Annotated in this window: 15 protein-coding genes; 10 read left to right on the top strand and 5 right to left on the bottom strand. The window is 48.4% G+C overall.

Translation table 11 applies throughout. The annotated features are described in order from the left end of the window. Nucleotides 1-314: 314 nt before the first annotated feature. The 3 genes from VGK02_03725 to VGK02_03715 form a co-directional block, all read right to left on the bottom strand. Nucleotides 315-548 (bottom strand): GNAT family N-acetyltransferase, encoded by a 234-nt coding sequence (locus VGK02_03725; GenBank protein ID HEY3374157.1) that lies wholly within the window; start codon nt 546-548, stop codon nt 315-317. A 121-nt stretch (nt 549-669) separates the two neighbouring features. Further along, nucleotides 670-876 carry a cold shock domain-containing protein gene (locus VGK02_03720; GenBank protein ID HEY3374156.1) on the bottom strand — a complete coding sequence of 69 codons (207 nt, stop codon included), beginning with the start codon at nt 874-876 and terminating at the stop codon, nt 670-672. A gap of 276 nt (nt 877-1,152) precedes the next feature. Then, nucleotides 1,153-1,320 carry a hypothetical protein gene (locus tag VGK02_03715; GenBank protein ID HEY3374155.1) on the bottom strand — a complete coding sequence of 56 codons (168 nt, stop codon included), beginning with the start codon at nt 1,318-1,320 and terminating at the stop codon, nt 1,153-1,155. A 535-nt stretch (nt 1,321-1,855) separates the two neighbouring features. Between VGK02_03715 and VGK02_03710 the strand changes: the two genes are divergently transcribed. Beyond that, a complete protein-coding gene (locus VGK02_03710; GenBank protein HEY3374154.1) occupies nt 1,856-2,389 on the top strand; it encodes a hypothetical protein in 534 nt (177 codons plus the stop codon). A 227-nt stretch (nt 2,390-2,616) separates the two neighbouring features. Here VGK02_03710 and VGK02_03705 read toward each other — a convergent pair whose 3' ends face one another. Beyond that, nucleotides 2,617-3,117: a hypothetical protein gene (locus tag VGK02_03705; GenBank protein ID HEY3374153.1), complete on the bottom strand. Its 501-nt coding sequence runs from the start codon at nt 3,115-3,117 to the stop codon at nt 2,617-2,619. Between the two features lie 320 nt (nt 3,118-3,437). Next, nucleotides 3,438-3,908, bottom strand: a complete 471-nt coding sequence (locus tag VGK02_03700; protein ID HEY3374152.1) for a DUF188 domain-containing protein — start codon at nt 3,906-3,908, stop codon at nt 3,438-3,440. A gap of 222 nt (nt 3,909-4,130) precedes the next feature. Here VGK02_03700 and VGK02_03695 point away from each other — a divergent pair, with 222 nt between their 5' ends. From VGK02_03695 to pgsA, 9 genes are all read left to right on the top strand, one after another. Continuing rightward, on the top strand, nt 4,131-5,801 hold the full coding sequence (locus tag VGK02_03695) for an AMP-binding protein (protein HEY3374151.1): 1,671 nt from the start codon (nt 4,131-4,133) through the stop codon (nt 5,799-5,801). A 168-nt stretch (nt 5,802-5,969) separates the two neighbouring features. Beyond that, on the top strand, nt 5,970-6,755 hold the full coding sequence (gene dapB / locus VGK02_03690) for a 4-hydroxy-tetrahydrodipicolinate reductase (GenBank protein HEY3374150.1): 786 nt from the start codon (nt 5,970-5,972) through the stop codon (nt 6,753-6,755). Between the two features lie 96 nt (nt 6,756-6,851). After that, the gene (locus VGK02_03685; protein ID HEY3374149.1) at nt 6,852-8,534 is read left to right on the top strand and encodes a ribonuclease J; all 1,683 of its coding nucleotides are present in this window, start codon (nt 6,852-6,854) and stop codon (nt 8,532-8,534) included. Between the two features lie 188 nt (nt 8,535-8,722). After that, on the top strand, nt 8,723-9,544 hold the full coding sequence (locus tag VGK02_03680; GenBank protein ID HEY3374148.1) for an undecaprenyl-diphosphate phosphatase: 822 nt from the start codon (nt 8,723-8,725) through the stop codon (nt 9,542-9,544). A gap of 7 nt (nt 9,545-9,551) precedes the next feature. Further along, a complete protein-coding gene (locus VGK02_03675) occupies nt 9,552-11,768 on the top strand; it encodes a DNA translocase FtsK 4TM domain-containing protein (GenBank protein HEY3374147.1) in 2,217 nt (738 codons plus the stop codon). Between the two features lie 185 nt (nt 11,769-11,953). Beyond that, nucleotides 11,954-12,880 carry a RodZ domain-containing protein gene (locus tag VGK02_03670; GenBank protein ID HEY3374146.1) on the top strand — a complete coding sequence of 309 codons (927 nt, stop codon included), beginning with the start codon at nt 11,954-11,956 and terminating at the stop codon, nt 12,878-12,880. Further along, the gene (locus VGK02_03665; GenBank protein ID HEY3374145.1) at nt 12,867-13,364 is read left to right on the top strand and encodes a YajQ family cyclic di-GMP-binding protein; all 498 of its coding nucleotides are present in this window, start codon (nt 12,867-12,869) and stop codon (nt 13,362-13,364) included. The genes VGK02_03670 and VGK02_03665 overlap by 14 nt, the downstream gene beginning before the upstream one ends. A 138-nt stretch (nt 13,365-13,502) precedes the next feature. Beyond that, nucleotides 13,503-14,840 carry a 30S ribosomal protein S12 methylthiotransferase RimO gene (gene rimO, locus VGK02_03660; protein ID HEY3374144.1) on the top strand — a complete coding sequence of 446 codons (1,338 nt, stop codon included), beginning with the start codon at nt 13,503-13,505 and terminating at the stop codon, nt 14,838-14,840. Further along, the gene (gene pgsA / locus VGK02_03655) at nt 14,824-15,369 is read left to right on the top strand and encodes a CDP-diacylglycerol--glycerol-3-phosphate 3-phosphatidyltransferase (protein HEY3374143.1); all 546 of its coding nucleotides are present in this window, start codon (nt 14,824-14,826) and stop codon (nt 15,367-15,369) included. Before rimO ends, pgsA begins: the two co-directional genes overlap by 17 nt. Nucleotides 15,370-15,385: the final 16 nt, after the last annotated feature.

Genomic DNA, 15,385 nt, shown 5'->3' with positions numbered 1-15,385 from the left:
CACGGCGAATTGCCTCCGGCGAATTCATCTCGGCAACCATCCGCACCGCTTTTTCACGAAACTCTTTCGGGTACTTGTTTGGTATCGGCATAACTCTCCTTGTGGTAGCTTAGGTGCCTCCATTATACCCGGGGCGGTTCATTCTTCTGTTATGCGATTTGTCTGCAATAACCTGACCTCAAGTTTTTACTGGGTTCGAATCCTAGTGCCCCAGCTATGATAACCCACCTTCTGCGGGCTTCAACGCCATAGGTATAAAGCGGATACCATTCTTTTCTTGTTCTGGACCGAGGCGCTGGAACCCCATTTTCTCATCAGTCTCTAACTTCGATAACGCCAATAATTTTGTTACCGCAGTGAGCTACAAGCATAAATGCATTCTGCGACAGGCGTTTAAGGGTTGCCTCAGGGTCGGTGAATTCAAAAAACATCTTTATGCCTTCTTCTGTGTAGCCCGGTGCAATAAATTTATTAAATGAAGTCCGAATTAACTCTATGGTTTCGCATAGCTCAGCGGGAGCAATGCCCCTGATTACCACATCGCTCATACTATTATTTTATAGCAAGCTCGATCTCGCGCAAGCTGAGAATGTCCGAAGATCGTTCAACTGCTCCGGCACATAAAAAAGGCTTGCTATCTCTAGCAAGCCTTTACATCGTTCGTTTGTATTATGCAGCGATTGAGACATTGGATGCGCGGGCACCCTTGGCCTCCATGCGAACCTCATATTCAACTGAGGCTCCTTCGGCTAGAGTCTTGAACCCATGGCCGTTGATTGCGGTATGATGCACGAAGACATCCGGCCCGCCATCCTCCTGCCTGATAAAACCGTAGCCTTTGCTGTCGTCAAACCATTTTACAGTACCTTTTGACATGTATTACACCTCCTAGCGTCTTAAGACCGAAGCTTACGACGCTAGGTTAATGCGGCACTCTTAAAGAGGGTACGTCACGGACCAAAAAAATAGGGACTCGTCAAAAACGAGGCCCATTTAGAATTCACGTCTTAGCTTTATAAAGTATTACATACATAGCACATTTTGTAAATCTAATTCTCATCCGACTGAGAGTATCTCTGACAGTCGTAACAAGATGGTATTTACGAAAAAAGATGAAGGTTTTGCAGATATTGTCCGCGCATTCTTGATGCTTTATGTTGGTTGGGCGTACTCTTTCTCGATAAAAGGTTGAATAAGCTCAATATAACCAAGCACGAGAGCAATCGCTAAGCCCGCGCTCACAGCAACGAATCTGAATTTATCATCGGTGGCAAACCCACGACCGACGGCATAGCCAAGGGTAAAAAGCCCGCCTAACAATAAACCATCCTCAATAATGAGAAGTTTCTCCGCAAAGACAAGCCCTATTACGGAAAGACCAGGGCGAACACGAGGGCAATGATAAATACGTTGCGGTTATAGACGACAAGTTCCTTTTGATGCGCTTTCTCTTTTTGCTGGTAACGGACTAAAGCTTTTTTCCGTTCTGCCGTCTGCTCGCCGTTCTTGCCACCAGGTTTTTCTAGCGATACAGGTACATCGGATACTGCGGTTGAGAATAGAATGCTTGGATACCTACACCCACAAATAGCACCATTTAGCGAGGAACTATATATGTCTCTCGTTCGTCTTAGCTGGCGGAAAGTCAAAACCACCACGGGAACAACCTGATGCGTCTTGGGTGCTTACGTACGCAGTCCGATTGATTATCGCGCTCAGTTCATCAAATAGAACAATGTTTGGAAAATGATCTTCTTTACCGTTGGCGACTAGGCGTTTTGCTTTTAGAAGGTTTATAATCATATTATCGAAGTGAACTCTATAAATTACCCACTCTATTCGGATCGGTGAGCCCATGAAGGAACGCAGACTGATTGCTTTCTTGATAACGATTAGCGTAGCGGTTGTTTGTCTGAGCTCATGCGCTCCACCGCCTCAGAAGCTCCGTTCGCTAACAAAGGGTGAGCTTAATCAGTTTCTGACGGCCAATAATGTTACGCCCCTCGCTGTTAAGAAAATTGGTGATGCGACGGTCATCTTTTATGAGACTGAAAAAAGTATGGGGTATTACGCATTATCAATGGATGCAAAGGGCACAATAGTTAAATCCCAGGCATCAACGAACAACAATGCTTCGATGACGCAAGTATCGATCGGCGGCACTGCGACCGGCGTACCGTTTGCGACGTTGGTTATTAACGATGATAATTTGCGAGAAAAAGGATATCGTGCCTTAGTGACATTTAGTGACGGTTATACGGCTAAAGAGTTGGTGTCCGGCAAGAGAGGCCATATAGCCCCGCATCTAGGCATCGGTGATTTTAAGGTTTCGATAGAGTCGGTTTCCATCGTGGATAAAGAAAACAACGTCATATTTAAAAACCCTTAAGATTTTAGCTTCATACAACGAACTTGCCGGCACTGCCGTACAATTTTTAAGGCCCGCCCGACAGGATATATCGCAAATACTCGTCGTCAGAATTCTTTAAGCAAATAATTGTATTGTTGGACATTCGTGCGACCTCTGCCCTCCCAGAGAAAAGCAGGCCTGGTTTATTGTAATATCCAGGCCTGCTTCGAAGTTATTCTCTTGTATCCGGCAATACTATCGTAAGTTTATTCGGTGAGACCGATTAGTACGTTCGTCTTACCATCAGATTTTGTTATCGTGACTCCGCCAATATCGGCATCGCCTTTTTTAAGTGATAGACTCGCCATTTCGTCGGCCTCCATCGACCCCGAGATTTTATACCCGTTATCAGCTAAAGCTTTTTTATAGAAATCGACTACTTTTTTTACATCATCACTGGTCTCAAAAGTTACTTGGAAGCTGGTCTTGCCTTCGGCTTCGGTCTTTAAACCGCTGGTTATTTTTACCCCATCATAGATAGGGAAGTCTTTGGGGAAACCATCCGGCACTTTGCTCTCGCTACCGCTGATTGTAGCTTCTCCCTTGTCTGTTTTTATGTTTACACTACCGTTTTTCTCGTCGACTTTTACTCCTGTTGCGTTTTCAACAGCCTTCTTAGTCGCTTGCTCAGCGATGTTGCCACAACCGACGCATATCACGAGCGCCGCTATCAGTAAAGCTAGAAGTGCAAATTTCCCAAACCGCATAGTTATTCTCCTTTATGGTAGGTGTAATAGCTCGATAATATAGGAAGGGCGCTTGGTTGTCTATCCGGTATTGGTACCGATCTGGCTGCTAATCTTTCCTTCTCAAAACGATGTAATTGTTATACTTCTTATCCGGGACGTAATAGCTCTTGAGATAATCGGTGACTTTAGTATTCCTCGTGTAAATATCTGTTTTCTCTGCCGGGATAATACAGTATTTGGGTTTGCTCTTTTCGAGGTCGGCTTTGGGTTAATTCATAAGATGATCCAAAATATGGTTTACTGCAAAGATGGTTCATGCAGTAGGGGATCGCTCGCAACTAATTGCGTGGCTTGAGAAATTTGGTGAGCGCCTCAATGAGGCGTTGTTTGTCTTCATTAGTATAAGGTGAGGGGCCTTTGGTTCGGCCTCCGGCACGACGTATCTTCTGGCCCTCGTGTCGAAGAAGCAGCTCATAGCCTATGGTGGCCGGATGATAGGCTTTTCCCCGCGCGGATATCACGGCTGCACCCTTCGACAAGACAAGCGATGCGAGCCCGATATCACCGGTAATTACGATATCACTGGCAGCTACTAAAGATACGATGGCATAGTCGGCCGCGTCGCGTTCGCATGCGACTTCTCGTATTAATATACCGGGCGCGTCTCGAAAACGGGCCAGATTTTGCGTTTCGTTACCGACTAGCACAACAAGCGCATTATTACCTCTGGCGATCTTGATAATGGCATCAAGCGACGGGCATGCGTCGGCATCAACAATTACGCGCGGTTTACTATCGTTCTTCGTCATGGCTTTTATGGTAATTCAAATACCGTTCCATGCACAGCCGGAGAGATTAGGATAACGGCAAGACTTCTTTGCCGCTTGAAAACCGTTTCTGTGAACTTTTGTGCTCATCTTGCTATGGGCAACAGGGCTTTTTCTTTTTGAAGCCGGTACGTGTAAAATCTAAATTACACCTTATTGCCGAGGATAATAAAAAAGAATAACCGAGTGATAACGGAGGTATACGTGGAAAAGCTTCTCAGAAGATTATATGAGCCTGGAGTCAAGCGGAATGTTTCTATACCAAGCTCATTAACACTCCCGGCCTTGCTGGCAGATTCAGCACATAAATATAGTGAGCAAACCATGACGGTCTTTGGCGGCATGCAATTAACCTATAGCCAGGTTGATTCGATGGTCGATATGTTTGCAGCGGGCCTGCAGAGCTTAGGAATTGAAAGGGGCGACCGCGTCGTCATCAGCCTGCCTACATCGCCGCACTTCATCATCTCGTTATTTGGCATACTGAGGTATGGTGCCATCGCTGTTCCGGCGAATCCCTTGCTTAAAGGTCAGGACCTCTTGCACATTCTTAAAGACTCGGGTGCGACAGTTATGATCGCCATGGACCAGGTTGTCCCTCTCGTATCACAAATTAAAACCCATACCAGTCTGAAGTCCGTTATTGTTACCGATTTGCAGGAGCCGTTACCGCAGTTTGCCATGCATTCAGACGGTATGGCGGATGACCAGCAAAAGGCTGTCAATCCTCACAATGCGGATAGCAGCCCGGTGATACCGTTTGCATCGCTGCTTCAAAATCCCGGGAATTATCCTGATGTCGAACTTAAAGCAACAGATATAGCGCTTCTCCAATACACCGGCGGTACGACCGGTATACCGAAAGGCGCAATTTTAACCCACCAGAATCTGGTAGCAAATGTTTATCAGGTTGAAGAATGGATCATAAACGTCAAAGTCCAACCCGAGATATTTATGTGCGCGCTGCCGTTCTTCCACGTTTTTGGGTTTACATGCACGTTGACGATACCCATCAATAGGGGCGCGACCATGATTTTGATTCCGCAGTTCAAACCAAAATCGGTGCTGGATGCTATTGGCTACTATAAGGCCACGCACTTTGTCGGTGTGCCCGCATATTACGCGACCATGGGTAAAGTACTGGCATCGGGCGAATACGATATTTCCTCGCTTAAACTCTGCATTAGCGGCGGTGATTATTTGCCTGCAGAGATTAAGGCGGAATTTGAGCGCCTCTCACCGGTTAAAATTACCAGTGGTTACGGTTCTTCTGAAAGCTCGGGCGTGTCCGTAGCCCGAACCGTTAGCGGTCAGGTGTTCGCCGATAATGTCTTAGGTATCCCCATACCGAACACCAAGATTAAGGTTATAGATTTGGAGACGAGTAAAGAAGCGCCGTCCGGTGGAATCGGCGAGCTTGTTATTAAAGGCCCGCAGATAATGCAGGGTTACTGGGGCTACACGGCGGACGGTGAAGATGTTTTTATCGATGGTTATTTACGGACCGGTGATTTGGTCTTCGAGAAAGACGGCATCTTGCATTTCGTCGATAGGGCTAAGGATATGTTTAATGTTGCCGGCGAGAATGTGTACCCGAGCGAAGTGGAAAAAGTTCTCCTCTCAAATCCGCTTATTAAAGAAGCTGTGGTGTTTGGCAAAGAGCACCCGATAAAGGGAATGGTTGCGGTAGCGGCTGTTATCTTAGCGGCGGGCGCTGTAATTAAAGAAAAAGAGCTGCTCAGTTTTGCGAGGAAGGAAATCGCCACATTCAAATGCTCAATGGTAAAGATAGTCGATGGCGAAGAATTGCCGAGAACGCCTCTTGGGAAAGTATCGAGGGCGCTTGTCAAAACGCTATTTCAAGAGCCGAATTAGGGTTAGCTAGGTTAAAATCTCAGTGATAATTAAAGATTTGCGTTGCGCGGTTTACTGCGCCTGACCTCCTACGCTATAGCCTAAAACCTCTAATGCTGCTACAATAATTTAGTTGATTGTGAAATTGTTACTAGGCAAGCGGTTGTGCCGGTTTGTGTGGAGGTTAGAATGATACGCGTTGTTGTAACAGGCGCAGCAGGTAAAATGGGCAGGGAAATTTGCAGGGCGGTTCTAGATGATCCGGAAACCGAACTGAGTGAAGCGGTTGATATACATGAGCTCGGTAGAGATATCGGCGAGCTTCTTGGACGGGCACCCATCGGGGTAACGATATCAAGCATCGAGGACGCGGTAGCGGGTGATGAGGTCGATGTGCTGGTAGACTTCACCCATGCGGGCGCAGTTATGCAAAATGTAAGAGTAGCCGCCAAACACAAAGTACACCTCGTCATCGGTACGACCGGTCTCTCGGAAGAGAATAAAGCTGAAATTAAAACTCTCTGCATGGAAAACAACGTTCACGCGATCATAGCAGCGAATTTCGCAATCGGCGCCGTTCTCATGATGAAATTTGCCGAGCTCGCCTCGCGCTACATGAACCGCGCCGAGATAATCGAGCTGCACCACGATCAGAAGCGCGATGCCCCATCCGGTACTGCCATGGAGACGGCTAAGATCATTGCGCCTAAGATTAAGGGCCCTAAGGTTGAATCCGAAGAGATACTTCCGGGAGCGCTTGGCGGCAAATATGAGAACGTACGTATCCACAGCGTGCGTTTGCCCGGTTTTGTCGCACATCAAGAGGTCATCTTCGGTGGTTTGGGTCAATCGCTCACCATCAGGCATGATTCGATCGATCGCACATCGTTTATGCCAGGCGTGCTCATGGCGGTTAAGGCAGTAAGGGAGTACCCAGGCGTAACCGTCGGTCTCGACAAGATTATGGACCTCTAAATTCTCATCTGCGCTTGAAGCTCATAGGTCAAGTATGAGAAAATCAGTTGATAATCTTCTTTTTATTAAGATTTAGTTAGGAGTGATTTTGGCCGTATGGCTAAAAATAAAAATAGTGACGCACACCGGCTGCGCGTTATACCGCTTGGCGGTTTAGGCGAAGTCGGCAAGAATATGATGGTCGTCGAGTACGGTGACGACATTGTCATTATCGATGCCGGTCTTATGTTCCCAGAAGACGAAATGCTTGGCATCGATTTAGTTTTACCCGACTTTACGTACATCAGAAAGAACAAGGATAAAGTTAAAGGAATCGTGCTAACGCACGGACACGAGGATCACACAGGGGCGTTACCATATCTGCTTAAGGAAGTTAATGCCAAGGTATACGGTACTCGTCTCACGCTCGGGCTCGTAAAAGTTAAGCTAGAAGAATACAAACTGCTTGGCTCGACTAAGCTTATCGAAATCCATCCGAATAATCCGGTTAACATCGGGTGTTTCCGGTTGGAATTCTTCAGGATGAGCCATTCGATCCCCGACGCTGTCGGCATCGCGGTTCACACACCGGTCGGCCTTATCGTCCATTCCGGTGATTTTAAATTAGATCAAACGCCGATCGACGGAAATTTGATCGCATTTGATAAGCTCGCCTCGTTTCGCGAGAAAGGCGTGCTTGCGCTGATGTCTGACAGCACCAATGCCGAAACGCCGGGCTACACGCCGTCAGAGCGCGTCGTCGGTGAGAATATGTGCAGGATTTTTGAGCAAGCACATGGCCGAATTGTGGTAGCAAGCTTTGCATCGCACATTCACCGTATCCAACAGATTATTGATACAGCGCATAAATATGGTCGTAAAGTAGCGGTTACCGGCCGCACAATGACGAATAACGTGGCGATCGCCGAAGAACTCGGCTACTTAAAAGTACCGAAGAAACTTATTATTCACCCGGCCGAGATGAAGCGTTACTCTCCGAAGCAGATCTGCGTGCTCTCAACGGGCAGCCAGGGCGAGCCCTTATCGGCGCTTGCAAGAATGGCTAACAATGAGCATAAATGGGTCGACATAGGGGAAGGCGACAGTGTCGTAATTTCGGCAAGCGCGGTCCCCGGTAACGAGAAATCGATCTTTCAGACGATCGACCGCCTGTTCAGGTGTGGCGCTGAAGTCTACTATGAATCGATATCCGGCATTCACGTGTCCGGGCATGGAGCGCAAGAGGAATTAAAGCTGCTCATCAATATGGTAAACCCAAAGTATTTTGTCCCAATTCATGGGGAATACAGACACCTGAAGCGTCACGCGGCGCTTGCGCAAGACCTGGGTGTTCCCAAAGAACGAATCTTCATCGCCAATAATGGCGATGTCGTCGAGTTTAACGGCGATGGCTCCGCGAAGATGAAAGAGCGTGTTACCGCGGGCGCAGTACTGGTTGATGGCCTCGGTGTAGGCGATATCGGTGATATCGTGCTGCGAGACAGGCAGCAACTTGCGAGCGATGGTATCTTGATCGTTGTCGTGACCATCAACAAGCAAACCGGAGAGTTGGTCGCTGGGCCCGACCTCGTTACACGCGGCTTCGTCTATGTAAAAGAGAGCGGCGAGCTAATAGATGAGGCAAGGGACCGGGTCACGGAGACTATCAAGCGGACATCAGCCGATGCAATTACTGATTGGGCGGTACTCAAAGCAGATGTCAGAAGGGCCCTTAGCTCATTTATTTACGATAAGATCAAACGCAGACCGATGATCATGCCGATCATCGTCGAGGTTTAGCAGATGATTTTAAGCTCAATTAGCAGCAATTTTACGGCTTGTTCGCATATGCAAGCCGTAAAATTACCAAATAAGCGTTAAACCTGCCGGCAAGTAAGCAGGCGCATAAGGTTCGAGGCGAACAAGCAATATGGCTAGCAACAGCACAAATTTACAAGCAAGCAATAGTTGAACGAATTGGGGTATTTATGAGTCTTCTTCACGCACTTATCTTAGGTATTGTCCAGGGTTTAACAGAGTTTTTGCCGGTAAGCAGCTCGGCACACCTTCTCTTGGTTCCGTATTTTATGGGATGGCAGATCGATGCCATAGCCAATATACCGTTTTACGTAATAGTTCATTTCGGCACGCTCGTAGCTGTTGTTACTTTTTTCTTTGCGGACGTAATCATGCTTGTCAAAGCGCTCTTTAAGAGCATCGGCGAGCGAAAAATCGGCGATGACCCGTACCGACGCCTCGCATGGTTTCTCATCCTAGGTACGGTGCCTGCCGGTGTCATATACCTGCTCTTAAGCAAGCTCCTTGCCGATGCGCTCCAAACTCCGGCATATGTTGGTTTCTTCCTTCTTATAACAGGACTTATACTGATCAGCAGCGAAAGAATGGGGAAGAGGGCTACTAATGTTAAAGAGATGCGCACCTCGGACGTGCTGTTTATCGGTATCGCTCAAGGTATTGCAATATTACCCGGAATATCCAGGTCGGGCAGCACAATAGCCGCCGGCCTTTTCAGAGGATTAACAAGAGAAGAAGCCGCTCGCTTTTCTTTTCTGTTATCGATACCGATTATTATCGCCGGTACGATTGACGAGGCAAAACCAATCTTGAAAGGCGGCGTGTTCAGCTCAGAATTCGCTGTTCTGGCAATCGGTTTTTTGGCTGCGGCCGTTACCGGATACTTTGTAATTAAGTACTTTTTGAGTTATCTTAAGAACCATAGCCTAAACGTTTTTGCCCTCTATTGTTTCGCGCTTGGAGCTATAACCCTGGCCGTAACTTTGTTGAAGTAGGGAGACCGTGGCAAAGACCAGCAAACATACAGCAAAACATACAGCAAATAAAGTACCGGCAAAGAACGTTAAGAACATTGAGCACCTCGAAGAAATCTACGGTATTGCGATGATTACAATCGGGGCGCTAATCCTCGTTAGCCTCTTTTCGAATTCACCCGGTGTCGCCGGCCGTCTTATTGAGCAGATACTCAAATGGCTCTTTGGTATTGCCAGATACGCGGTACCGTTTGGCATGATCGGAGGCGGTCTTGGGCTTTTAATGCGTAAAATTGATCTCGGCTCGGAAACAGCGGCTGTCGGCGGGTCGATGGCTTTCTTAAGCACTCTTGCGATTATTCACCTTAACGTACCCTTGAAGGCACAATTTACAAAGCCCAGCCTATTTGAATACGGCGGTATTTTCGGCGCATGCGTCTCCTACGTTGTGCGCGTTCTGTTTTCCGATATCGGGTCGTATATTATCTTTGGCGCAGGCATTGTCATCGGCCTAGTTATGGTGACCAAATTCTCGATCGGAAGCCTTCTGAATAGAGCTGCGGAAACCAGTAAAATGGTCGGCAGAGGGATCGATACAAGAATGCAGGTCAAAAAAGAATCGTTGCCGAGACGCGGCAAAAAGACAAAGCCGTTGCCCGGCGAGCTTGACTCACCGACAATCGATGAACCGGCAATTATGACGCCTGAACGCAGAGCGCCCGAACCGGCATCCGTCGATACAACAATTCTCAATAAACCGACCAGGCAGTTAAAAATTGATATCGACAAAGAGCTCGAAGGCGCGACGTCATACCTTCTGCCATCGACCGAGCTGCTGAAACGAACATCGGGAGCCGGCCTGAAAGCAAACAAGGGTGTAAAAGAAAACAGCCATGCGCTTGAGCGCGTACTCGCTAATTTTAACGTTGACGCTCATGTCACTAAGGTAATAAAAGGCCCGACCGTCACACGCTACGAGCTTCAGCTTGCCGAGGGCGTTAAGGTCAATAGCATTTTAAGTCTTTCCGACGATATCGCGCTTGCGCTGGCAACAGCCGATGTTCGCATTCTCGCACCTATACCGGGTAAATCGGCTATCGGTATCGAAGTGCCAAACCAGTACCGAGAAATGGTAACGCTGGGCGATATCTTAAACTCGGATGCGGCAAAGGAACGTCAGGGTATTCTAACGGTCGGTATCGGCAAAGACATCTCAGGCCAATCCATCCTCGCCGATATAGGCGGTATGCCTCACTTGCTGATTGCCGGCGCGACCGGCTCAGGCAAGAGCGTGTGCGTCAACAGCATCTTGATGTCGATTCTGTCGCGCGCAAAGCCAAACGAGGTCAAGATGATCTTAATCGACCCGAAGCGTGTCGAGCTGAATCTCTATGCCGACATTCCACACCTGGTAACACCGGTCGTCACCAACCCGAAACAGGCTGCTACGGCACTAACCTGGGCGGTAGGCGAGATGGAAGACCGCTTCCAGGTGCTTTCAGAAGTCGGAGCCAGAAATATCGATCAGTACAATGCGATAATTTCCAAGCAAAAAGAGGACACCGAGGCCGAAGTGCAGCTCATGCCGTACATGCTCATAATTATCGACGAGTTGGCCGATCTTATGATGGTAGCGGCGGGCGAGGTCGAGGACGCGATCTGCCGTATCGCACAACTCGCACGAGCAGTCGGCATTCACCTCATCGTTGCCACACAGCGCCCGTCGACCGATATTATTACCGGTCTGATCAAAGCGAACATTACACACCGCATCGCGTTTGCGGTTTCATCGCAGATCGACTCGCGGGTTATTCTCGATACACCCGGCGCCGAGAAGCTCACGGGTAAGGGCGATATGCTCTTCTCAACGCCGCAAATATCAAAACCGGTGCGTATCCAGGGTGCATTCGTTACCGAGCAAGAAATCGAGCTCCTCACAACATATTCTAAGAAGCAGGCTAAACCGGAATATCGCGGGGAAATCCTCGAAGATAAGCGGTCGCAATACGGTTACGACTACGACGACCCAATGCTTAACGAGGCCATCAGGGTGGTCGCTAACGCGGGTCAGGCATCGGTATCAATGCTGCAGCGGCGGCTTCGTCTCGGTTACGCGAGAGCGGCGCGCCTCGTCGACATGATGGAGGCCAAGGGCATCGTTGGTTCGTATGAAGGCAGTAAACCGCGTGCCGTGCTCATTTCAACGGAAGAACTCGATGAACTTCTAGAAAAAGAAGAAACGTAGTATCGTGCGACCGGTGTGCCGCTAACCAGGTATTACGCTCATAATATATACGCTTAAAGCGCAACCGAACTGCTAAAATATTGAAGCGGTCGCCTTCAAAAAGAACTGCTTTTATGGTACGGTATGAAGCGTGCTGTCGATGGTTGGCAGAGAGATAACCTCAGGCTCTCCAGTGGGGGTAAGCGATGTATAAAGATTTAATCGGAGAAACACTTTTAGAAGCACGAACCAAGCTCGGCAAAAGCATTAAGGAAGTAGAGTTCGATACGAAAATCAGGGCTCGCTACATTGAGTCGTTGGAAAATAACGACTTCACAAGGCTTCCCGCTGATATCTATACGCAGGGCTTTCTTAAAAGCTATGCGGTATATCTCGGTCTCGACCCTGAGCCGCTAATTCAGCAATATAAAAGCCTTTACGCAGAGCCCAGCTACAACGATATCATTCCGGTCTCACCAAACATGCAACTTGAAACAAAAAAACGTTCGGTTTGGGCAACGCTCGGGATAGGGGCAGGGGCTTTGGCCGGTATCTTTGTCGCCTTGCTTATCTGGGGCGCTATCGCCCAGAATATATCGAAGGAACCAAAAGTGCGCGTAGAAAACATAAAAACGCGTAAGACCATCGATACGGCGGTCGCATCAGCCACGACGAGCACGACGAGCAAAGAATCGGCACATAGCGCGAACGGCGCGGATTCATCGACCAGCACAACCGATACTACCATACTCAATGGCGACGGTAAGATCGATCTTAAGGTAAAGCTTACCGGCGTTAAAGGCGAGGGTGCCTGGGTTACCGTCACCGTCGATGGAAAGCGTGAGTTTACCGGTATGGTAAAAATCGGGGTATCAAAACTGTTTAAAGCAGACGAGGCGGTTTCGTTGAAAATCGGTAAACCGGAAGCGCTCGAAGTCATGGTAAACGGGAAAAAAATACCCGATAAGCGGGTAAAAACAACCATGGATTTGAAGGCAGAGGATTTTAAGAAAGGCTCAAGTAAATCGGATCCAAATTCGAGTTCGGTTTCAGATAAAACAACCGATACGACATCGAATACGTCCGATACGACGATTGATACCACAGGAGATACGACGAATGGCCAAAGATAGTTCTTTTGATATTGTATCGCAGGTAGACCTGCAAGAAATCGATAATGCCGTGAACCAGGCGAACAAAGAGATCTCTACCAGGTACGATTTTAAAGGCAGCAAGAGCAATATTGCCTGGAATAAGGCGGAATCTCAAATTGTCCTTGATGCCGACGACGACTACAAGCTGCGAAGCGTGCAGGACGTGCTCCATACCAAGCTCGTCAAACGAGGAATCGACCTCAAAGCCTTACATTACAAAAAGCCGGAGCAAGCATCAGGCGGCATGGTGAGACAGATCGCAACCGTGCAGCAGGGAATCGAGACCGAAAAAGGGCGCGAGATCAATAAGTTCGTAAAGAATCTCAAGCTCAAGGTCCAGGTGGCAATCGAGGGTGACAAAGTAAGGGTCAGCGCCAAGAACAAAGATGACCTGCAAAACGTCATCCAGGAGATACGAGGACACGATTTTGGGCTGCCGCTACAGTTTATCAACTATCGGTAGCCTGTAGCAAAAATCCTGAGAGGTACATCATCCTTACATAGCGCTATCTCAGCGAACCAAGACTGCGGCAGAGCTGGACCCTCACTCCCGTACCCGCTATAATGCTGTTCTAAAGAGTTTCTAGGAGGAAATTCAGTTTTGCTAAAAAAGGCTACGGTCATAACCCTCGGTTGCGCTAAGAACTCTGTCGATAGCGAGCACATCAAAGGCTCGCTCGTAAAACACGGCATCGAACTCACAGAGAACGCGGAGCGCGCGGACTATATCGTTATCAATACCTGCGGCTTTATCGAAGCCGCAAAGGCAGAATCGATCAACACAATCCTTGAACTTGCCGAACTAAAATCTCAATCCAAACCCAAGCAGATCATCGTTACCGGTTGCCTCGCGCAACGATATTACGACGATCTCATGCAAGAAATACCCGAGATAGATTTACTGGTTGACCTGCGGCGCGAGTTCGAAATTGCGGACCTCATACGTAACGGGGACGGCACCGCTCACGATGCACATCAAACCACCGACCACCGAGACTTTTCCACGTACCCGGAGCGGGTGCTCTCAGGGCTTCCATACGCATACTTGCAGATTGCAGACGGTTGCGATAACCGGTGCTCGTATTGCGCCATTCCCATGATAAGAGGCCCGTATGCGAGTAAGCCGCTCGAGCAGATCGTTGAAGAAGCGAGATGGCTCGATGGCCGGGGAATCAAAGAAATCAACCTCATTGCTCAAGATACCAGCAGATACGGTTACGATCTTTACGGTCGTAACCGCCTGACAGAACTCCTTAACGCTCTCGATGACTTTGAGAACATTGCATGGATACGCCTGCTCTACCTGCAGCCGTATTTTCTAAACGATGAGCTTATAAACAGCCTGCAAACCAACAAATACCTGCTGCCGTACATCGACATACCGTTTCAACACGCAAGCTCCAAGATATTGCATGCGATGAACCGGCACGGCGCCGGTACGGATTACCTGGCACAGATCGCGTGGTTGCGCCGGGCGATCCCCGATATCGTTCTTCGAACATCGGTTATGGTCGGTTTCCCCGGAGAAACGGAAGATGATTTTAAAAAGCTCGTCGACTTTGTCGAACAAGCTGAGTTTGATTACCTGGGAGTTTTTCAATACTCCGAGGAAGAGGGAACAAAAGCCGCCGGGCTTGAGGGCGCAATACCGGAAGAAATTAAGAACGAGCGCTATCATCAAGTAGTCGCTTTGCAGGATTTAATCGGTCAAAGGCGAAGTGAAAACCGACTGGAAAAACCGGCCGATGTTCTTATCGAATCAAACGCCGAATCTGGCCTAGGGGTCTTTGAAGGTCGTGCCTGGTGGCAGACACCAGAAGTAGATGGGTATACCTACGTTACGGGGGATGTAAAGCCGGGCAGCATAGTTACAGTTGAAATAAGCGAATTTGACGGTTGTGACTTTCACGGGAGGCCGCTGGGTGGGGTTAGCAAATAAAATTACGATTGCACGCGTACTCTTTGTACCTGTGTTTATGGCGTTTCTTCTATCCGGCTTACAACCGCTCGGTTCATATATTGCGGCTGCGATCTTTCTTATAGCGGCTTTAACCGATACGGTTGACGGTTATATCGCTCGCGCCCAATCGCAAGTTACGGTTTTCGGCCAACTCATGGACCCGCTTGCCGACAAACTGCTGGTATCGGCAGCACTTATATCGCTCGTGCAAATCAAACAGCTGTCGGCATGGGTCGCCGTTATCATCATAGCGCGAGAATTCGCAGTGTCGGGTTTGCGGGTGATAGCGATGTCGGAACATAAAGTCATCGCCGCCAGCATATGGGGCAAGATAAAAACGATCTCCCAGATCGTCTCAATTATTGTTATAATACTAAATATGCCGTATACTTTGTTGGGGAAATCCCTGGGCTGGTTTCTTATGGCCATCGCCCTCATCCTGACGATTTTATCCGGGATCGATTACTTCATTAAAGCCAGAGACGTGCTCGTAAAACCAACCCAGTAATGCCAGGGGCGATACA

The sequence above is a fragment of the Candidatus Aquicultor sp. genome, assembly GCA_036504445.1.
In the GTDB taxonomy this organism is placed as follows: domain Bacteria; phylum Actinomycetota; class Aquicultoria; order Aquicultorales; family Aquicultoraceae; genus DASXVE01.
Note: the sequence above shows the minus strand (reverse complement) of the source record. Positions and strands in the feature narration are given on the sequence as shown.

Bases quoted from the DNA above. Each gene is read 5' to 3' on its own strand.
- dapB (HEY3374150.1), top strand. From the start codon at position 5,970: ATGATACGCGTTGTTGTAACAGGCGCAGCAGGTAAAATGGGCAGGGAA.
- VGK02_03720 (HEY3374156.1), bottom strand. From the start codon at position 876: ATGTCAAAAGGTACTGTAAAATGGTTTGACGACAGCAAAGGCTACGGT.
- VGK02_03725 (HEY3374157.1), bottom strand. From the start codon at position 548: ATGAGCGATGTGGTAATCAGGGGCATTGCTCCCGCTGAGCTATGCGAA.
- VGK02_03665 (HEY3374145.1), top strand. From the start codon at position 12,867: ATGGCCAAAGATAGTTCTTTTGATATTGTATCGCAGGTAGACCTGCAA.
- VGK02_03685 (HEY3374149.1), top strand. From the start codon at position 6,852: ATGGCTAAAAATAAAAATAGTGACGCACACCGGCTGCGCGTTATACCG.
- VGK02_03700 (HEY3374152.1), bottom strand. From the start codon at position 3,908: ATGACGAAGAACGATAGTAAACCGCGCGTAATTGTTGATGCCGACGCA.
- VGK02_03705 (HEY3374153.1), bottom strand. From the start codon at position 3,117: ATGCGGTTTGGGAAATTTGCACTTCTAGCTTTACTGATAGCGGCGCTC.
- VGK02_03710 (HEY3374154.1), top strand. From the start codon at position 1,856: ATGAAGGAACGCAGACTGATTGCTTTCTTGATAACGATTAGCGTAGCG.
- VGK02_03670 (HEY3374146.1), top strand. From the start codon at position 11,954: ATGTATAAAGATTTAATCGGAGAAACACTTTTAGAAGCACGAACCAAG.
- VGK02_03680 (HEY3374148.1), top strand. From the start codon at position 8,723: ATGAGTCTTCTTCACGCACTTATCTTAGGTATTGTCCAGGGTTTAACA.